Raw genomic sequence first — 20571 nt, 5'->3', positions numbered from 1 at the left:
CGGTCAGGAAAACTCAGTTCTATTGAAACGGCGCGCCAAGGTGAAGCCCTGAGCGCAGCAATTCTTAGCCCAGCGTCGTGTTGAACGTGCCGGGCAGCGTGACCTCAAGCAATTCCACATCGTCTGATGGGTCCGCCAGACGCGTGCGCATCCCCGGAGGGATCACGAAGGCGTCGCCCTGTTCCAACGGGAATGGGTCGCGCCCCTCACCCTGTAGCGTGACCGAGCCATTCATGACGAAGGTGAAGTGGATATCGGTATCATGGGCGGCCCATTGCGGCTTGCCCTGCCCTTTGCGTACAACCTGCACCCCGGCCACGCCCTGAGTGTTTTCGGCAATCGTCGTATCACGACAGATATAGCCCGGAAGGCGGAACGGCACCCAGTTTGCCCCTTCGGCCTGATTGAAGACGAACTTTTGCCCGTCCCATTCCCGGTCCGGACGGTAGTGAGGCGTCGGCAATTCCATCTCGTGGTCAATCTCGGTGACATGCTCGGCGGGGACACCGATCTCGATCACCTGAACGTTGTCCGAAGCCTCTAGCACGCGGTGGCGGATTTCCGGCGGTTGGATAAAGCAATCACCCGCCGTCAGACGCATCTTGTCGCCCTGATCCTCATAGACCACGTCCACCCAGCCGTGGATGCAAAAGATCAGCTGAAACCCGACCTTGTGGAAATGCACCATGTCCGGCACCGGCCCGCCATCGGGAATGCGGATATGACTTGCGATGATCGAGCCGCCCAGCCGATCCGGCACCAGATCGCGGTAGTGCATCCCGGCGCGCCCGATGATCCACGGCGCCTGATCCTTGAGCCTGCGTACGACAAAGGAATGCACCGTGTCGGGCATCACCATCGGCGGGTTTAATTCATCGATCTCAACCCGCGTTCCGTTTGGGGCAACAAGGGCGCGCTTACCGTCTGCGAACCCGTCCGGATTGTCGGTCAGGATGCGAAGGGTGCCAGGGCTTTCAGGCGCATCCTTTTCGATGCGCACCCGCAATCCATGCCCTGAAAACACAGCGGTGCGTGGATCGTCTGCCGGATAAATCATATCCATCCGCATGCCCAGCACCTTGGTGAAGAACGGAATATCTTCGCGTAGTTCCTGCGTTGGCAAGCGGATTTCAGCGCGGGTCTGGCTGTTGGTCATTGGATTTCTCTTCGGTCTTGGTTTTTGGCCATCCGATCAGAACAGCGGCCAAAATGCCAATCGAAAAGAACATCTCAAGCGTTTCTTCCAGAACAAACAGGCGCGCGATCATGATTTCGGACATACCCTGATCGAAAGCGCTGCTGACTTCCTCGAGCACTTGCGCAACGAATGCGGAAAACCCAGCGAGAAAGAAAACCAACAAAAATGGGGCGCGCAGTTTCAGGGCGCGCCACGCATTTGGGACGCCGTGCCAAACAAATCCTCCGAGGATCACAACGGCCAGCGCAACGCGTAAAACCGTCATGTCCAAAAGCTGGTCCAGCCCGTTCAACAGCAGAAACGGCAGGCTGTCTTCGGCATAGATCTCTGCCTCCAACTCACGCTCGGCCAAAAGGAGCAATACTAGGCCAATATAAAGCCGTTGGACCCCTCGATATCGGACAAGCGCTACCACGCCAGCGGTAAACAAAGCGGCCGCCGAAATCGTTTCGATAAGGCCGCCTTCCTGATTGAAAGCCGCCGCCTGAATTGGCCATATCGCCACCGCGCACAAAATCACCACAGCCAGAACAATCGCTGCACGAAACCCGGTACGGTCAATGCCAAAATTGCCGGATCTCACCGGTTGGATACCGCTGTGAGTCGTGTGTTCCTTAAGAGCCATTCCTGCCGTCGCGCCTATTGATGAAATGCGGTTTTCCAAGGTTCGGCAATGTAAAAGTTTTGCGACGAAAATCAACCAGAGCCAATCTGACGATCACATTCAAAACTTGGATGACGCGGCGTAGCCAAGCCCAAAGAAATAGTTTAACCCTCAATCATATTTCGGAAGGGAGTTCATTAGCCAATGTCTGACACACCCAGCCTGCGGCAGGCCGCGCTTGAGTATCACGCCCATCCAAAACCTGGAAAGCTTGAGATCAAAGCCACGAAACCGATGGCCAATGGACGTGATCTGGCCCGCGCCTATTCACCAGGCGTGGCCGAAGCCAGCCTCGAGATCAAAGCTGACCCGCATAATGCCGAGCTATACACCGCGCGCGGCAATCTAGTTGCAGTGGTCTCGAACGGGACTGCGGTCTTGGGGCTGGGCAATATCGGCGCGCTGGCTTCAAAGCCGGTGATGGAAGGCAAGGCCGTTCTGTTCAAGAAATTCGCAGGCATCGACTGTTTTGATATCGAGGTCGACCAACCCGATCCTGAAAAGCTGGCCGATATTGTTTGCGCGCTGGAACCAACATTCGGCGCAATCAACCTTGAAGACATCAAGGCCCCGGACTGTTTCGTCGTCGAGAAAATCTGCCGGGAACGGATGAATATCCCTGTTTTCCATGATGATCAGCATGGCACGGCAATCGTTGTGGGCGCGGCTGCCAAGAATGCGCTGCATGTCGCAGGCAAAAAGTTCGAAGACATCAAAGTGGTCTCGACCGGGGGTGGCGCTGCGGGGATCGCCTGCCTAAGCATGTTGGTCAAGCTGGGCGTCAAGCGCGAGAATATCTGGCTGTGCGATATCCATGGCCTGGTTTACGAAGGCCGTGCCGAAGATATGAACCCGCACAAAGACCAGTTCGCGCAGAAGTCGGATTTGCGCACGCTGGACGATGTGATTGGAGACGCCGATCTGTTCCTCGGTCTCAGCGGGCCGAACGTGCTAAAGCCCGAGATGGTTGCGAAAATGGCGAAACGCCCGATCATCTTTGCGCTGGCCAATCCAACGCCCGAAATTCTGCCGGACGCCGCACGAGAGGTCGCTCCGGACGCGATCATTGCCACCGGCCGCAGCGATTTTCCCAATCAAGTCAACAACGTGCTATGCTTTCCATTCATCTTCCGAGGCGCCTTGGATGTCGGCGCAACCGAGATCAATGACGAGATGCAGATTGCCTGTGTGGACGGAATCGCGGACATGGCGCGTGCCACAACCAGCGCCGAGGCTGCCGCCGCATATAAGGGCGAGCAATTGACCTTTGGGCCGGATTATCTGATCCCGAAACCCTTTGACCCGCGCCTTGTGGGGGTCGTGTCGTCCTCGGTTGCAAAGGCTGCGATGGCAAGCGGCGTAGCCAAACGCCCAATCGCAGATATCGAGGCGTATAAAGAACGCCTCAACCAGACCGTGTTCAAATCCGCCTTGATCATGCGTCCGGTCTTTGAAGCAGCCGCCGCCGCATCCCGCCGGATCGTTTTTGCCGAAGGCGAAGATGAACGGGTTCTGCGCGCTGCTCAGGCCGTGTTGGAAGAAACGACTGAAACTCCGATCCTGATCGGTCGTCCCGATGTGATCATCGCCAGGTGCGAGCGGTTGGGTCTGACCGTCCGCCCCGGCAAGGACTTCCAGATGGTGAATCCGCAAGACGACCCGCGCTACTATGATTACTGGACGTCGTATCACGAAATCATGCAACGCCGGGGTGTGACGCCGGATCTGGCCAAGGCCATTCTGCGGACAAACAACACTGCGATTGCGGCCATTGCGGTGCAACGGGGCGATGCCGATAGTATGATCTGCGGTACGTTCGGTGAATATCGCTGGCACCTGAACTATGTCGAACAAATTCTGAGTGCCGGTGATATTCGCCCCCACGGCGCCTTGTCGCTGATGATTTTGGAAGATGGTCCCCTGTTCATCGCCGATACGCATGTGCGGCAACTGCCGACGCCCGCTGATCTGGCGGAATCCACGATCGGCGCGGCCCGACATGTGCGCCGCTTTGGCTTGACTCCCAAGATCGCGTTTTGCTCGCAGTCGCAATTCGGCAATCAGGCCGAAGGATCCGGCAAACGTCTGCGCGCTGCGCTTGATATTCTGGATTCTGAACCGCGCGATTTCACCTACGAAGGCGAGATGAACCTGGATCTTGCGCTTGACCCAGAGCTGCGGTCGCGGATCTTCCCGAATTCCCGTCTGGAAGGCGCAGCAAATGTCTTGATCTTTGCCCATGCCGATGCAGCCAGCGGTGTACGCAATATCCTTAAGATGAAGGCCGACGGACTTGAGGTTGGCCCGATCCTCATGGGAATGGGCAACAAGGCGCACATTGTGACGCCGTCCATCACAGCCCGAGGGTTGTTGAATATGGCCGCCATCGCCGGAACACCGGTTGCGCACTACGGCTAGCGCGGCTGCCGCAGACGCTGATTGTGGATGCCCCGCCCCGTTTCTGGGCGGGCTTTTTTCTGCGAGCCAAGAACTTTGCACATTTGCAAAAGCTTGTAGATTGATCGAGAATACACGACAAAAATTCCTGTTTTGCAAAGCAATACGGGTTAAAACCGGGCAAGTTGCAAAGATTTTGCGATAAACTGACGCGCCGTCATTTCCGCTGCTTGCCGCATGCGGCCCGGACGCCTAACACACTGAACAGGGAATTTGAGGAGGAGGCTGCCATGGCCTATCAGGACGTTTATCAGAGCTGGAAATCAGATCCGGAAGCCTTCTGGATGGAAGCTGCAAAAGGGATCGACTGGGTTCAATCTCCGACCAAGGCGCTGTTTGACGACAACGCCCCGCTCTATGAATGGTTCTGTGACGCCAAGGTGAACACCTGTTGGAACGCCGTGGACCGCCACGTCGAGAACGGCCGCGGTGAGCAGACGGCAATCATTTACGATAGCCCGATCACCCACACCAAGCGTGAAATCTCGTATGTCGAATTGCGCAACCGCGTCGCCACTCTGGCCGGAGCGTTGCGGGCAAAGGGTGTCGAGAAAGGCGACCGGGTCATCATTTACATGCCGATGATCCCCGAAGCGCTTGAGGCGATGCTGGCCTGCGCGCGGCTGGGTGCGGTGCATTCGGTGGTCTTTGGCGGGTTTGCCAGCAACGAATTGGCCGTGCGGATTGACGACGCCAAGCCCAAGGCGATCATCGCCGCCTCCTGCGGGATGGAACCGGGCCGCGTTGTGCATTACAAACCGCTGCTGGACGGCGCGATTGACTTGGCCGACCACAAGCCCGATTTCTGCGTTATTTTTCAGCGCGAACAAGAGGTTGCGCAACTGATCGAAGGGCGCGATTTCAATTGGCACGGGTTCCAGTACGGGGTGGAGCCCGCCGAGTGTGTCCCCGTCGATGGGAACCATCCGGCCTATATCCTCTACACCTCCGGTACGACCGGATCGCCCAAAGGCGTCGTGCGGCCCACAGCGGGTCATCTTGTGGCGCTGAACTGGACGATGAAAAACATCTATGACGTCGATCCGGGCGACGTGTTCTGGGCGGCTTCCGATGTGGGCTGGGTCGTGGGGCATTCATACATCTGTTACGCCCCTCTGATCCATGGCAACACCACCATCGTGTTCGAAGGTAAACCGGTCGGAACGCCAGATGCAGGCACGTTTTGGCGCGTCATTTCCGAACACAAGGTCAAAAGCTTCTTCACCGCCCCCACCGCGATCCGCGCCGTCAAACGCGAAGACCCGAAGGGCGAGCTGATCGGGAAATACGACCTGTCACACCTTAGGGCACTATTCCTTGCGGGTGAGCGCGCCGATCCGGACACGATCGAATGGGCACGAACCGCGTTGAAGGTTCCGGTGATCGACCATTGGTGGCAAACCGAAACCGGATGGACCATCGCGGGCAACCCGCTGGGAATCGAGGAATTGCCGATCAAACTCGGCTCGCCAGCCAAACCGATGCCTGGCTATGACGTTCAGATCCTTGACGAGGGCGGACATCCGATGAAACCGGGGGAGTTGGGCGCGATTGCGGTCAAACTGCCCTTGCCCCCAGGGACGCTCCCGAACTTGTGGAACGCCGAAGAGCGGTTCAGGGATTCCTACCTCAACCATTTCCCCGGTTACTATGAAACCGGGGATGCGGGGATGATTGACGAAGACGGGTACCTTTATATCATGGCGCGCACCGATGACGTGATCAACGTTGCAGGCCACCGCTTGTCCACTGGTGGGATGGAGGAAGTTCTGGCCGCCCATCCTGACGTCGCCGAATGCGCCGTCATCGGCGTCACCGATCAACTGAAAGGGCAGATGCCTGTCGGCTTCCTGTGTTTGAACGCAGGTTGCGAGCGCGATCACACAGAGGTCGTTCAGGACGTAGTCAAGCTGGTGCGCGAAAAGATCGGGCCCGTTGCCGCATTCAAACAGGCCGTCGTGGTGGATCGATTGCCGAAGACCCGGTCGGGCAAAATCCTGCGCGGCACGATGGTTTCGATTGCGGACAGCAAGGACTACAAGATGCCCGCAACCATCGACGATCCGGCCATTCTGGACGAAATCACGGATGCCCTTAAAATGATCGGCTACGCCGGAAAATAGAACAACGGCGGGCCGCGCTCAGACCCGCCCCTTGCAACCTGTCACCGGGCCTCTACTGTCTGACCCAAGACAGTGAGGCCCTATGACATCCAGTGATATCTGGCGACTGACCGCCACAGAACTGACCGCCCTGACCCGCAGCAAAGAGATCAGCGCCGAAGACGCCGTGACGTCCTCGATCGACCGAATGCATGAGGTCAATCCAGACCTGAACGCCGTCGTCGAAGACCTGAGCACCGAGGCTCTGACCCGCGCACGCGATCTGGACAAAGCAGTGGCGCAGGGCGCGGAACCCGGCCCTCTGCATGGCGTGCCGGTGACGATCAAAATTAATGTCGATCAAACGGGCCACGCGACCACGAACGGCGTTGTTGCCTTGAAAGATGTAATCGCGCGCGGTGATGCGCCGGTTGTGGCGAATCTGCAAAACGCTGGTGCTGTTGTGATTGGGCGCACGAACACGCCAGAATTCTCATTCCGCGCCGACACCGACAACCCGCTTCATGGGCGCACGCATAACCCTTGGGGGCGGCATATCTCGCCGGGGGGATCATCGGGTGGGGCCGGTGCGTCGGTCATGGCCGGGATCGGCGCGTTGGCGCATGGCAATGACATCGGCGGTAGCCTGCGCTTTCCAGCGGCTGCGAACGGTGCAGTGACGGTGAAACCGGGTCTTGGGCGCGTCCCGGCATTCAATCCGAGCCAAAGCGCCGAACGGGGAATGTTGGCCCAATCCATGTCGGTGCAGGGTTTAATAACCCGGTCCGCAAAAGACTTGCATCTGTCTATGCCCAGCCTGATTTCTACAGACCCGCGTGATCCGTTCCATGTGCCTTTACCGTGGCATGGCGAACGACTGACAAATCCGGTCAAAGTGGCGTTTACGCGCAATACCTTCGGATATGCCCTCCACCCCGAGGTCAACAAGGCGTTGGAAACAGCGCGTGACGCTTTGATCGATGCGGGTTATGTGGTGGACGATGTCGATCCGCCTGATGTTTTCGAATGCGGCCGCGCCGGATACCGCGCTTTGATGGGCGAAGTTCTGACACTGCTCAAAGGAGATATCGAAGCTGCGGGATCCCAGACCATCCGCGACATATTCGACGTCTATTTTCAGGAGTTCCCGCCAATCACCGGGACGGATCTGATCGGCATGATGGCACAACGCAGCTTTTACGCGCGTGAATGGTCACTGTTCATGCAGGACTATCCTCTGGTCCTGTCCCCTTTCCTGCCGCAGCCCTTCTTCAAGCCCGACCGCGACACCGAAGGGGCCGAGGGCGTGCACGAGGTTCTGGGCTGCGCCGTCTATTCCTATGCCATGAATTTCCTGGGGCTTCCTGCCGCCTGTGTTCCCGCAGGCTTGGCGGCGCTGCCAAATGGGCCGCAGCCTATCAATATCCAGATCGCAGCACGCCGGTGGCGCGAGGACATGGCCGTCGACGCAGCCATCGCTATTGAAGATCGCGTGGGGCAGATGGGACCGATTCTGTGGAACAAAATGGCCAACGAAATGTCGGCCTGAACGAAAATAGACCCCGGGTTTTTGCCCGGGGTCCGCATACTAAAATATGCCCGGATTTCTGATGACGAGCGTAGCACCACCCACCCTCGCCAGCGCGTAAACTGCGCAACCATTTCGAAAACACCGTTAGATGGCCACTCACTTCCACCTGGGCGTGTTCTCCGGGCAATTTGAGATTAACAAAAGCTTAGTTTGATGCATGTGAACTGGATCACATTTGAGCAAGAAAATTTCGCGGTCAGCAAAATTCACGTAAATTGCTCGGATATCAGACGTTCTTCCAGCCCGTGCCCGGGGTCGAACAGAATACGGTGCTGAACGGCAGGTTCGGAGCGAATCTCGACCCAGTCGATATCGGGAATCGATATCGAATCGGCGTCAGCCATAACCGGGCGCTTGTCCGCGTTTAGCACATCGAATCGGACCTGAGCCGTTTTGGGTAACAACGCACCGCGCCAACGCCGCGGTCGGAAAGCAGCGATGGCCGTCAGGGCCAGGACATCCGCACCGATCGGCAGGATCGGCCCGTGCGCCGAGTAGTTGTAAGCCGTAGAGCCCGCAGGCGTGGACAATAGCGCTCCGTCGCACACAAGTTCGGCCAGCCGGACCCGCCCATCGACACTGATCCTCAGACGCGCCGCCTGCGGCCCCGCCCGCAGGAGCGAGACCTCGTTGATCGCCAAAGCCTCATGGGTTTTACCCGATTGATCCATCGCGGTCATGGCAAGCGGGTTGATAACCTCTTCTTCGGCGGCCTCAAGGCGCGCCAGAAGGTCAGTATCCCCATACTCGTTCATCAGGAATCCGATGGTGCCTCGGTTCATCCCGTAGACCGGTGTGTTCAGATGCTGGATATTGTGCAACGTGCGGAGCATGAACCCATCCCCGCCCAGCGCGACCACAACATCGGCATCCCGCGGGGCTGCGTTACCATAGCGCGCAATCAAAGCATCACGCGCGGTCTGCGCGACATCCGCATCGCTGGCGAGAAAAGCGATTCTCTGGGTCATCAATTCCGGTTTCCGGTGCAATACATTTGGTTCCGAAACAAACATACCTTTCCGCATTTCACCAGACTTGACGCCGCAGCAGAGCAAATCGTCGTTTTACAGCCTTTTGCCCGCATTCAGTTTCCTATAGGAAATCCGCCAAACACACCCCAGCCATGCGGAGCGCATATGAACGCCAATCTTCGTGATACCGGTTTCTTCACCCAGTCCCTCGCCGACCGTGACCCCGAGCTGTTTGGCTCGATTACCTCTGAACTGGGCCGTCAGCGCGACGAGATCGAACTGATCGCGTCCGAGAACATCGTCTCTGCCGCCGTGATGGAGGCGCAGGGCTCGGTCATGACCAACAAATATGCCGAAGGCTATCCCGGTCGTCGCTACTATGGCGGCTGTCAGTTCGTCGACATCGCCGAAAACCTGGCCATCGACCGCGCGAAAGAGCTGTTTGGTTGCGGCTTTGCCAATGTTCAACCGAACTCGGGCTCTCAGGCGAACCAGGGCGTGTTTCAGGCGCTGATCCAGCCCGGTGACACCATTCTGGGTATGTCGCTGGACGCGGGCGGTCACCTGACGCACGGCGCGCGCCCGAACCAGTCGGGCAAGTGGTTCAACGCGGTGCAATACGGTGTGCGCAAGCAAGACAACATGCTGGACTACGATCAGGTCGAGGCACTGGCCAAGGAGCATAACCCCAAGCTGATCATCGCCGGTGGTTCCGCCATCCCGCGTCAGATCGACTTTGCCCGCATGCGCGAGATCGCAGATATGGTCGGCGCGTATCTGCACGTAGATATGGCGCACTTTGCCGGTCTGGTTGCGGCTGGCGAACACCCCTCGCCATTCCCGCACGCCCACGTGGCGACCACCACCACGCACAAGACCCTGCGTGGTCCGCGTGGTGGCATGATCCTGACCAATGATGAAGACATCGCCAAGAAAGTGAACTCGGCGATCTTCCCCGGCATTCAGGGCGGCCCGCTTATGCACGTGATCGCGGGCAAGGCGGTTGCCTTTGGCGAGGCGCTGCAACCCGCGTTCAAGGACTATATTAAGCAGGTCGTAACCAACGCGCAGGCTTTGTCGGATCAACTGATCAAAGGCGGTCTGGACACCGTGACCCATGGCACCGATACCCATGTGGTGCTGGTCGATCTGCGGCCCAAAGGCGTCAAGGGCAATGCAACCGAGAAGGCTTTGGGCCGGGCCCACATCACCTGCAACAAGAACGGTGTGCCGTTTGATCCGGAAAAACCGACCATCACCTCGGGCATCCGTCTGGGCTCACCTGCCGGGACGACCCGCGGCTTTGGTGAGGGCGAGTTCCGCCAGATCGCGGACTGGATCATCGAAGTGGTCGACGGTTTGGCCGCCAATGGCGAAGAAGGCAATGCCGAGGTCGAGGCAAAGGTCAAAGCCGAAGTCGCCGAGCTTTGCGCGCGTTTCCCGATCTATCCGAACCTTTGATTGCAGATTGAAACATCGAAATCGGCGCCCTCTGCGGCGCCGTTTTTATTTACAATCTATAACTTACAACTAGATCTTAATGTGAATCTACAAATAGCCGCGCCACCGAAGTACCACGAGGGCGAGTGCCGCCAAGGCCAAAAGGCCAAGCGCCACTGAACCCAAGAAACTCAGAAACCAACCCAAGCGACGATCTGCAAGATTGATCGCTTTGAGATGGGCCTGAACCTCGTCCGACGCCCGATGCAGTTTTGGACTGTCCATGGTCAGTCGAAGTTTCGGGTGACCCATCAGCTTCTCGGCATCGGCCAAAACCAAAGCTTGCTTGTACACGCTGCGCGGCAATCGCCGCTTGGCGCGTTTTATGGATGCCGCCAAGGTCGCGTCGCGCACGCCCAGCTTTTTGCGCAGCAGCACGACAGTTTGTGCAATTTGACTTTGAATATCGACGTCTTGCGACATGGGCGACCTCCTGACGGGTCAATTTATCCGTTGATGCAATGAACAACAATGGGGCTGGTTGTTCGTGTCTGCGACGCGTATCAAATGCCTATGCTGAACACGATTGTACATGGCGAACCGACCGAGTGTCCTCCGCTGGTGATAGCCCATGGCCTTTATGGGTCGGCCCGCAATTGGGGGGTCATAGCGCGTCGCCTGTCAGACGAACGGCAGGTGATTGCCGTGGACATGCGCAACCACGCGCACAGTTTCTGGGATGACATCCACGATTACCCGCGGCTTGCGCAGGACCTTGCTGACGTAATCGACAGTGTTGGTGGCAAGGCGGATGTCGTCGGGCATTCCATGGGCGGCAAGGCAGCAATGACATTGGCGCTGCAACACGGGTCGTGTGTCAATAAGTTGGTTGTCGCCGATATTGCTCCGGTCACGTATGGGCACAGTCAGATTCAATACATCGAAGCGATGCGCAAAGTAGATATGTCGCGTGTCGAGCGCCGTTCGGATGCCGAGGCACAATTGGCCGGTTTGGGCGTGGAAAAAGCGCTTCAGAGCTTTTTCACCCAGTCGCTGGACGTCGAAGGGAAAACCTGGCGTTTGAATCTGGATGTGTTGGCACGCGAGATGCCAAAGATCATTGGCTTTCCCGAACTTGACGGAGCGTGGCCCGGCCCCACGTTGATTTTGTCGGGCGGAGCGTCCGACTATGTTCTGCCAGAGCACCGGCAACTCATTCGCGCATTCTTCCCTGCCGCCCGGTTCGCCAAGATACCGGGCGCAGGACATTGGTTGCACGCCGAAAAACCGCGCGAGTTCGAAGCCGCAGTCAGAGCGTTCCTGAACGCCTGATCGAGCACGCCCCGATTCCAACGGCAACCAAAGCCACGGAAGCGGAACGGCAAACCTCCGCTTTGCCGCGTCGGATCACATCCCCGAGGCTGCGGGCCCAATAACCTCGCCGCCCCCTTTTGCCCAATCAGTCAACCCACCCAGGTTGTAGACGCGCTCGTACCCCATATCCTTCAGCAATTTTCCGGCCAAGGCGGCCCGCCCGCCCGACGCGCAATGCAGGATGATCACACGATCCTTTCGCATCTCAGCGTCATGTGAGGGCAAGTCCGGATCGGCCCGGAATTCCAGCATTCCACGGGGGATATGACGGGCACCAACGGCAACACCGGCCTTTTCCAACTCGGGTGCGTCGCGGATATCCAAAAGTAAGGCACCCTGCCCGATCAATTCTTTGGCTTGCGCGTAATCGATGCGTTCCACGACGGCGTTCGCCGCCTCCATCATGTCTTTGACCGTCAGTGGCATGAACTGTTCTCCTGCATTGGCTCTCAGGATGCTAACATGCCAGTCAGGGCAGGAGTAGACGTTCCGAACCGCCTCAGTGCTCTCTGAACGCGCGCGACATGCTGTCCACGACCGGTTTGGCGATATAGGCCGCAAAGGTACGTTCCTCGGTCTGAATCATGATTTCAGCGGGCATACCCGGCGTCGGAACAAAACCTCGCACCCGTCCCATTTCGTCCGGCGTCAGCGAGATTCTCGCAAGATATACTTCTTGCGGAATACCGTTTGAATCTTCGAGCAATGCGTCTGCGGACACGTAAAAGACTTCTCCCAACAGCACCGGTGTCGTGCGCTGATTCAGTGCGACGAGCCTGACAGTGGCCTCCTGCCCTGTCACAACGCTGTCAATTTCGGTGCGCGGAATCTGTGCTTCGATGATCAATGGCGCGTCAGCCGGAAGGATTTCGGCGATCTGCTCACCGGTTTCAATCACGCCTCCCGGGGTGTGATGGTGCAGCCTGACGACGGTGCCCGTGACCGGAGCCCGGACAACGGCCCGATCCAGCACACTGCGCGCTTGACGTGCCTTTTCGCGCACACTTTCAAGATCAGCTTCGATCACGCCCAGCTCATCCAGCGCCGCCTCGCGGTAGGCCGACCGAGTGCGCAAGATCTGCTCTTCATATTTCAGGAGCATCTGATTGACCTCGGCGGTTTCCGCCTGAAGGCGGGCCAATTGCCCTTCCGCCTCGGCTTGAACCCTGCGGATGGTGTTCAAATCGCCCTTGCGTACAAGCCCTTTGTCAAAGAGTGACGCCTTGGTGTCATACTCCTCCTGCAGGATATCCGAGCGGCGCTCCATGCTGGCCAACTGCGCCTCAAACCCCGATGCACGAATGCGCAAGGCCTCCATGTTGCGCTCAAGCAGCGCGATGTCATTCATCAGCGTCTTGCGCGAGACGTCAAAGCTCAGCTTCTGACTGTCGAGAATGGTCATCACTTCGACATCGTCCGACGCTTCGATCAGCCCTTGCGAGAACGTCAAACGATCTTTTTCGCTGTGTTCGGCCAAAAGGCGCTCGGTCATGGCCTGCAAACGGGTTTTTCGAATAAACAGCTCACGCTCGTTGGCCTCGGCCGAGGTCTGATCAAGGGTCATCAGCACTTCACCAGCTTGAACGGCTTGGCCCTCGGTGACTAGAATGTCCTCGATAATGCCGCCCTCCAAGTGCTGCACGATCTTGTTGCGCCCGGTGGCCACAAAGCTGCCCTGCGCGATCACGGCGGCGGCAAGCGGCGCGCGAAACGACCAGATACCAAAGCCACCAAAACACGCAACCAGCATAACCAAACCAATCACAATCAGCTTGCTGATGGAACGAGGAACCTCGGAATACCACTGTGCTTGTTGTTCTGCGCGGACCAGATCATTCATCTTTTAGCCCCCCTTTCCCTGCAATTCGGGGTTTTGACGCGGACCGTTGAGCTGCTGCAGCACCTGTTCCCGCTGCCCGAACAGCGCGACGCGCCCGTCTGTCAACAGCATGATCTTGTCGACAACGCTCAGCAGTGTGGGTTTCTGCGTAATCACGACAACGGTGATCTTGTTTTCGCGGGCCTGCTCGATCGCCCGAGCCAGGGCTTTGTCCCCAGCCACGTCGAGGTTCGAATTGGGCTCGTCCAGCACGACCAAACGCGGATTGCCAAAAAAAGCCCGCGCCAGAGCGATGCGCTGTTTCTGACCGCCCGACAGCGGCGTCCCGTCTGCCGCCACCACGGTCTCGTAGCCTTGCGGCAGCGTTGCGATCATGTTGTGAACATCGGCCAAAACGGCCGCATCGTGTATCTGTTCGTCGGTCGCGTCGTCCCGCATGCGACCGATATTGTCCTTGATCGTGCCCGGGAACAATTGAACGTCCTGCGGCAGATACCCAATGCTTTCGCCGAATTGGCGGGGATCCCAGTTGCGGATATCCATCAGGTCGAGACGGACACTACCTGAGGTCGGCAGGATCGACCCGACAAGCGTCTTCCCAAGCGTGGTTTTACCTGCGCCGGAATTACCAATGACCGCCAGTGTTTCACCGGGGTTCAACGCAAAGGATATGCCATTCAACACCACTCGCTTGGTGCCGCCGGGGACGTAAAGCAGCCGTTCGACATCCAACCGACCCTCAGGGCGTGGCAGACGCAACTTTTCAAACTGCAGCGCCGAATTTGACAAAAGGCCCTTGATCCGGCCGAACGAGCCACGAGTCAGAAGGAAAGTGTTCCACCCCTCGATTGACCCTTCGATTGGTGCAAATGCGCGACCTGCGATAATTGAGGCTGCGATCACCATTCCGCCCGTGATCTCGCCTTGCAGTGCAAGAAACGCGCCCCAGCCCAGTATGCCGATTTGGGTCAGCAGGCGCACAGCCCTTGAAATCGCGGCGAAAATCACATTGCGGTCCTGCGCGCGTACCTGCCATGTCAAAGACTGCGCCGTGTCGCGGCCCCAGATGCGAACAGCTTCGGGGATCATCGCCAATGCGTTGATTATCTGGCTGTTGCGCGACATGGAATCCAGGTGCTGATTGGCCAAAGATTGCGCATGGTTTGCCTTGGCAAACGGCTTTGCGGTCAATTTCTGGTTGATCAGCGCGATAATCATCAGCAGCACCGCAGTCACGACCACGATCATGCCAAGCTGGGGATGCACGAGAAAGATCATCAGAATGAACAGCGGTGCGAAAGGCACGTCGAGGAAAGATATCAACGTGCCCGATACCAGAAATCCCCGCACCTGCTGCAGATCACCCAAGGTCTGATATTCGCGCCCATTTCCGTGCAACGAGGCATGGGCCGCCGCGCTTAGGACGGGAGCACCAAGACGGGCTGCGACCTCGACCGCGGTGCGCATCAGCATGAACCGCCGAACAGCATCAAAGGCGGATTGAAAGATCACTGCGCCGGCGACAATAGCCGTCAACATGATCAACGTGTCCAGCGAGCGGCTGGTCAGCACCCGGTCACTGATCTGAAACAGATAGATCGGGATGGCGAGAATAAGGATATTGGTCGCGCAAGTCAGAACCAGAACAAAGGATAGATTGCGCCAGATCGCCCGCATCGAAATGCGAAGCGTCTTCTGAAAATCCTCAGGCGGGGTGCGCTTGTGAAATGGTTGGGGTGGCCCTTTGCCGTCGCCGCCTCCGGAACTTGAACGCAGCAACGGCTCATTTGCCTTGGCCTCGATCGTAGTGCCTATGCGATTCCCGCCGTTGGGCGGCGCAGAGGGGGTCATTCGCGCCGTCGACTGGGCGGCTTCACGATCAGGGGCGTCAGCATCGGCCACCCCACTGTCGCGACCCGATGAATCCTTGTCTTGCACGGGCTGCGACGACGCGCGCCGTCGGGGAGAGCGGGCACGCGGTGGTTTTGTCGGCTCTGTTTGCTCGGTCTCGGCCGCTTGCGGGGCTTGTTCGGCGGGCGAAACCTCGGCTGAGGCCGCAGGGCAATGCTCGGGTTCGGGCACTTGCATCTCCTTGCTCAGCCGCAGCCGGGGGGTCGCCCCGGTCTTGTCTGGTCTTTGTTTCAAGTCCACCCGGTCACTGGTCGAGTGGTTGAGTGGGGCCCCGCCTCCCTGTCGATCCAGAGGACTGGAATACCGGGTACGGCGCGACGAAAATACAATCGACATCAAACAAACCTATCGAGATACTCGTAACTTTCAGGAAGATCAGGCCAGCATGGTTTGCAGGCCATCGTCGGAATTCGCCATTTCACCTGGCGTCAGGTCATGCCCTTTCGGACCAATGCCCTGTTCATTGCCTGGGAAGTTGGCCTCCTGCATCAGCAGGGCAATCGCTTCGTTGGGCATTTCGGGGTTTTCGGGTAAATCCGGCGCGTCAACAAGGCTGGCCTGATGCAGCAGTAGATCGGAATAGGTCCCATCCGCCGCCATCACCGTCGAGTCGATACCCGCCTTGGTGATGCCCGCCGCGTTCAATAATGCATTGCTTCCGGCGATCACCTCGGTTGCCGCGGCGTGCGGACCGGTAAGACGGACATCGTCCTGATCAGCCAGTTTTGTGACCTGCTTGACGATGTTGGCCTGCAGCAGGTCTCCGTCAATCTTCAGGACGCGCATCTGCTCCATCCCGGCAAACATCGGGTCGTTCAGCAGCGCGTCTTCCAGCCCTGCGGTATCTAGCCCGTCCAGTGCAATCGCATCTGTTATCGAGTTGTTGAGCGCCCCTTCCGTGTCCTCGCCTTCGGTCTTGACCACGGCCTGATTCATCAGAAGATTTTCATCGGCCATTCCGACCGGGCTGGACAATCCGCCCGTGACGATATCGTCATCTTGCAGGACAAGGGTTTGGTACAGCATATCGACCGAGATCATGTTCCCTTCGATCAGGATCAGGTCATAAAAACTGCCCAACTGCACGATGTTTGTCACATCTGTCAGTTGGTTGTCGCCCAGCGCATACAGCGTCGTCGATGCCGAAATGTCGGTCTGAATGTGATCGATATCCGTCGCGTCGATCTCTTGGTTTATGAAGTTTGCCACCAGCAGGTCACCGGTGATCCAGTCGACTGTCAAAGCCGTCGGTTGACCATTGCCTCCGCCGCCATCCAGCCATGGGGCCGCATTCTGTTCTACCGAAATCTCGGCGGACTGGATCACGTCGGTCCCCGAACCCGCGCCCGGTGTGCCCTGGTCCCAATCGGACACCAATGCCACCTGACTGATCATCGTCAGACTGATGGCCTGCCCCCCGACTGCAATGTACGGGGCGTCGACCCAAGCAATTGTGGCAGCCATCTCGTTGATGGCAAGGTTACCCCCCGCGATCACCTTGTGACCTTCGCCATACTCGGTTTCGTCTCTCTTCGACCACTCTGCCGGATATGGATCTGGCGAGTCGTCCTCCTCGGTCTCATCTGGCTGGTGATGCGCCGGCAGAAGGTCCGCCCATTCCGGCGCTTCATCGACAACTTCACCGTTCACGATGACGCCCATCGCGTCTTCGCCGTGGAACTGGTGTATGGTGACGCCTTCGATGTTCGCCGTAATTGGCGACAACATCGCTTCAGCCAGCGATTCAACGTATTCGACAGAGAGATAGTCCGTGAGTGATAGTGACGGGACACCAAACGCATGAAGCGTTGAGGCCAGTTGCGCGGCGGCTTCGGAAAGCGCCATCAAATGTTCCGCGTCCCGGAAATCTCCTGTTCCAACCGTATCGTTGTCGCGCAGGAACAGAGATTGGAACGTATATGTAACAGCCGAGCCGATCAGATCGGTTGCAATCTGGGGCTGTAAAACAACGAGGCTGATGGCCGGTGCCAGCGGAAGCTGGTTGTCAGGCAAAAGTGACTCGGCCGGAGGCAGCGGCTCGACGGCGATCACTGTCTTGGCCAGCGGACCGTCCGGTTGTGGTGGCAAATTTGGGTTGGTGGGTGGTGTCTTAAATTTGAACGGAAGCGGATCATAGCGACCGGCATCAAGCTCAAGATCGGCTTTGATCGTGATTGTAAACGGATCTTCGAGCTCTTCTAGCTCTAGCTTTCGGCGCTCGGCCGTAAATTCCTCGTACTGATCCCTCAGTCGGGACTGTTCAATCGTCAGTTCAAAAGTTCCAATAAAGTGTGCAATCTTTTCGGTAACACTGTCGAAAGACATGTCTTGATCCTTTACCCCCTTACCAGCCTAAAATTTCCGGTTCGGGATGTGCTGGGCCGAGGCCACGGAATGCGGCCTCGGCGTTTTCAACTAAAACGGAAGGGGGCGAAAATGCGCCCCCTCCCTTTCACAGGTCTTAGACCTCGGTGTCGTCGCTTGCGTAGGACGAAGTCATCGAACCACCAACCATGGTCGTATCGACCGAGTTACCAAGCACGTTGGCACCCATGACGATCGATTGGTTGAAGGCCGCCGTGTCCACAACTGCCGCTGCCGAGGCGTAGGATTCACCGTTGACGATACCGTCGCCACCGTTGTTTGCACCCCACGAACCGGCGTTGCCGCCTGCGCCGCCGTCACCCGAATATGCGCCCGCCGAGCTTCCGCCCATTGTGTCGCCACCCATGGTATCGCCGGTCATTGCGCTGTTGGTCGACGATCCGCTGGATCCGCCGTTCGCTGCGCCAGCACCGCCGTAACCGCTGTCACCGCTAGTCGACGCACCATCAGCCGCGCCAGACGACGACGAATTGGAGTCGTTGTCAGATGCTGATGCGCCGCCATACCCGGCAATCGCTTCGGCAAGACTGTCAGCTGAGCCGTCCGTGTCGGTTTCCGAGAAGACGTCAGATGCACCGCTGGCACCACCGGCCGAGTCGGATGCGCCCGAACCCGCGCCGCTTGCGGTCGAGTCGGAATCTGCAGTCCCCGTTCCCCCGGCACCTGCGACGCCGTCTGCCGCCGCGCTACCCGTGCCCGTACCGTCACCAGAGCCATTTGCAGCGTTTGAACCGCCTGCTCCGCCAGTCGCATCAGAGTCCGATGCGTTTGCCGACGAGCCATTGGAGTCGCCCGAGGCCTGATCAACGTCCGGTCCGGAAGCGGACTGGTCGCCTACACCCTGGCCGTCAGCGTCAGCTGCCGAGCTGCCAGAGTTTCCTGCGCCGCCAGTGCCGTCACCACCTGTCGAGTTGTTGTCGCCATTGGTTTCGGCATTTGTGCCACCGTCGGATTCACCGGCCCCTTCTTCTTCGCCGCCTTCACCGGCCAGTTCACGCTGCAGGGTCGCAATTGCTTCTTCAACCAGACGCGAGAAACCACCCGTGCCGTCGCCGCCGTCGCCGGATGCGTTGCTGTCGGATGTACCAGTACCTGTACCGTCCGCAGTGTTGTCACCGGCGTCGTTGTTGTTGGCTTCGGTATTGTTGTCGGTGGTGTTGTCCGCCGATCCATCCGCGTTGGAATCACCGTCGCCACCATCGGCACCCGATGCGTCCGCGTCATTGTCGGTCGAACCATTACCCTTTGCTTTCGCAGCAGAGTCATTGTCACCGCCGTCCGCGTAAGCATCCGAGTCGCTTTGCGCGTCGCCGTAACCTTTACCTACACCGTAAGACTCGCTGCTACCGCCATCACCCGAGTAACCATCGGTCGAGTTGTCGCTGTCGGTCGCGTTGTCTGCTGCAGAACTGCTGTCGCTGTCGCCACCATCACCACCGGTGCTCGAGCCGTCGGAATCCGCGTTGGAATCCGAGTGGACGTCGCTGGTGTTGTCGGCATCGCCGGTTTCACCGCCGTCTCCACCGTAGGCGTCCGCGCTGGCGCTACCGGTATCACCACCGGTTCCGTCTGCATTACCGCCATAGGTTTTGCCGCCGTCGGCTTCGCCGCCATAGCTGCTGCCACCCATTCCAGATGTGCCGCCGTTGGCCCCGGCAGAAATACCTTCTGCCGCGCTGGCTGTGCCACCCGTCGCGTTGCCGTTCTGCTGGAAGTCGCCGTAGTTGCCCACAGTCGCCGTATCCAGGCTGTCATTGTCTTCAAGGCTCGCCAGTTGGTTGTTGATCGACGACATGTCGTTGCCGGCACCGTCCAGCGAGATGTCCAGATTCAGGTCATCTCCGGGATCATAGTTAATGTCGTCACCGGCAGTGATCACGTCGCCGACGTCCGAATCCTGGATGTCCACGTCGACTTTGTCGTCATCACGCGGAATCCACTCGCCACCACCGAAGTCAATATTGACTGCGTTGCTGTTCGAGTTGTCGTTGGTGTTGCTGTCGTTACCACCATTGGTGTTCGACTGGCTTTGCGACTGGTCTTGATCCTGGCCCTGGTCTTGTCCCTGATCCTGACCTTGGTCTTGACCTTGATCCTGAGCTTGCGAATCGGAATTGTTCGCTGCGTTTTCGACCGTCTGATCCTGTTGCTGCTGTTGCTGCTGTTCGGTCAGGTCCGCATCAATTTCTGCTTCGGCCACTTCGATATCGGTTTCGAAATTCGCATCCAGATTTTCGACGTTCATTTCATCGACTGTAGTGACATTCGTATTATTCGTATTGCGTCGCATTTTTAATTTCCATCACTCTGGCACCTGGCCGCCATTCATCTACAAAGCGGCATTTGGTGCGGTTAAAATAGAATTCTTCGCGCAATGCGCCATGCACGCAGCATTGCGGCGTATTGTTAACGTGTGACCTTTCCCCCCCCTTTCTCGGCTTAGCCGATCCCGTGACCGTAATTTTACCGAAGCAATACTCGGAGTTTGGTCACGCAGGTTCCCAGAACTTCACCAATTGAAGTCCGACCATCGTTGCAGCGGGTACGGGTTCTGGCTAGCTGTAAGAAAGAAGTAGTCGACTTAACTAACTGTTTTTAAGTATATATTTTTCCATTTGATCGATGCCAGCTAATCACT

The 20571-nt window shown here is 58.1% G+C and carries 14 protein-coding genes; 5 read left to right on the top strand and 9 right to left on the bottom strand.

The window, feature by feature from the left end:
- Positions 1 to 64: 64 nt before the first annotated feature.
- Together ACR0CR_RS06970 and ACR0CR_RS06965 are read right to left on the bottom strand one after the other, a co-directional pair.
- Entirely contained in the window at positions 65 to 1156 is a 1092-nt protein-coding gene (locus ACR0CR_RS06970; protein WP_480597850.1) for a cupin domain-containing protein, read from the bottom strand.
- A complete protein-coding gene (locus tag ACR0CR_RS06965; RefSeq protein ID WP_480597849.1) occupies positions 1131 to 1823 on the bottom strand; it encodes a hypothetical protein in 693 nt (230 codons plus the stop codon). The genes ACR0CR_RS06970 and ACR0CR_RS06965 overlap by 26 nt, the downstream gene beginning before the upstream one ends.
- A 183-nt stretch (positions 1824 to 2006) precedes the next feature.
- Between ACR0CR_RS06965 and ACR0CR_RS06960 the strand changes: the two genes are divergently transcribed.
- From ACR0CR_RS06960 to ACR0CR_RS06950, 3 genes are all read left to right on the top strand, one after another.
- Complete coding sequence (locus tag ACR0CR_RS06960; protein WP_480597848.1) at positions 2007 to 4280, top strand: NADP-dependent malic enzyme; 2274 nt, start codon at positions 2007 to 2009, stop codon at positions 4278 to 4280.
- A gap of 269 nt (positions 4281 to 4549) precedes the next feature.
- On the top strand, positions 4550 to 6442 hold the full coding sequence (gene prpE / locus ACR0CR_RS06955) for a propionate-CoA ligase PrpE (protein ID WP_480597847.1): 1893 nt from the start codon (positions 4550 to 4552) through the stop codon (positions 6440 to 6442).
- Between the two features lie 82 nt (positions 6443 to 6524).
- Positions 6525 to 7970 (top strand): amidase family protein, encoded by a 1446-nt coding sequence (locus ACR0CR_RS06950; protein WP_480597846.1) that lies wholly within the window; start codon positions 6525 to 6527, stop codon positions 7968 to 7970.
- 248 nt (positions 7971 to 8218) lie between these two features.
- Here the strand turns inward: ACR0CR_RS06950 and ACR0CR_RS06945 are convergent, their stop codons facing one another.
- A complete protein-coding gene (locus ACR0CR_RS06945) occupies positions 8219 to 8980 on the bottom strand; it encodes an NAD kinase (RefSeq protein ID WP_480597845.1) in 762 nt (253 codons plus the stop codon).
- Positions 8981 to 9148: 168 nt separating this feature from the next.
- On the opposite strand from ACR0CR_RS06945, the gene glyA reads away from it, so the two are divergent.
- Positions 9149 to 10444 carry a serine hydroxymethyltransferase gene (glyA, locus tag ACR0CR_RS06940; RefSeq protein WP_480597844.1) on the top strand — a complete coding sequence of 432 codons (1296 nt, stop codon included), beginning with the start codon at positions 9149 to 9151 and terminating at the stop codon, positions 10442 to 10444.
- Positions 10445 to 10531: 87 nt separating this feature from the next.
- Here glyA and ACR0CR_RS06935 read toward each other — a convergent pair whose 3' ends face one another.
- The gene (locus ACR0CR_RS06935) at positions 10532 to 10906 is read right to left on the bottom strand and encodes a hypothetical protein (protein ID WP_480597843.1); all 375 of its coding nucleotides are present in this window, start codon (positions 10904 to 10906) and stop codon (positions 10532 to 10534) included.
- Positions 10907 to 10954: 48 nt separating this feature from the next.
- Between ACR0CR_RS06935 and ACR0CR_RS06930 the strand changes: the two genes are divergently transcribed.
- Positions 10955 to 11755 carry an alpha/beta fold hydrolase gene (locus tag ACR0CR_RS06930; RefSeq protein ID WP_480597842.1) on the top strand — a complete coding sequence of 267 codons (801 nt, stop codon included), beginning with the start codon at positions 10955 to 10957 and terminating at the stop codon, positions 11753 to 11755.
- A gap of 75 nt (positions 11756 to 11830) precedes the next feature.
- On the opposite strand, the gene ACR0CR_RS06925 is transcribed toward ACR0CR_RS06930, so the two are convergent.
- The 5 genes from ACR0CR_RS06925 to ACR0CR_RS06905 all read right to left on the bottom strand — a co-directional run bounded on the left by ACR0CR_RS06925 (position 11831) and on the right by ACR0CR_RS06905 (position 20223).
- The gene (locus tag ACR0CR_RS06925; RefSeq protein WP_480597840.1) at positions 11831 to 12223 is read right to left on the bottom strand and encodes a rhodanese-like domain-containing protein; all 393 of its coding nucleotides are present in this window, start codon (positions 12221 to 12223) and stop codon (positions 11831 to 11833) included.
- Between the two features lie 73 nt (positions 12224 to 12296).
- Complete coding sequence (locus ACR0CR_RS06920; RefSeq protein ID WP_480597839.1) at positions 12297 to 13637, bottom strand: HlyD family type I secretion periplasmic adaptor subunit; 1341 nt, start codon at positions 13635 to 13637, stop codon at positions 12297 to 12299.
- Positions 13638 to 13640: 3 nt separating this feature from the next.
- Positions 13641 to 15884: a type I secretion system permease/ATPase gene (locus tag ACR0CR_RS06915; protein ID WP_480597838.1), complete on the bottom strand. Its 2244-nt coding sequence runs from the start codon at positions 15882 to 15884 to the stop codon at positions 13641 to 13643.
- A gap of 39 nt (positions 15885 to 15923) precedes the next feature.
- Positions 15924 to 17873 carry a type I secretion protein gene (locus tag ACR0CR_RS06910; RefSeq protein WP_480597836.1) on the bottom strand — a complete coding sequence of 650 codons (1950 nt, stop codon included), beginning with the start codon at positions 17871 to 17873 and terminating at the stop codon, positions 15924 to 15926.
- Between the two features lie 136 nt (positions 17874 to 18009).
- Positions 18010 to 20223 (bottom strand): beta strand repeat-containing protein, encoded by a 2214-nt coding sequence (locus tag ACR0CR_RS06905; protein WP_480597834.1) that lies wholly within the window; start codon positions 20221 to 20223, stop codon positions 18010 to 18012.
- Between the last annotated feature and the right edge of the window lie 348 nt (positions 20224 to 20571).

It is taken from the genome of Ruegeria sp. AM2, assembly GCF_056540685.1.
Note: the sequence above shows the minus strand (reverse complement) of the source record. Positions and strands in the feature narration are given on the sequence as shown.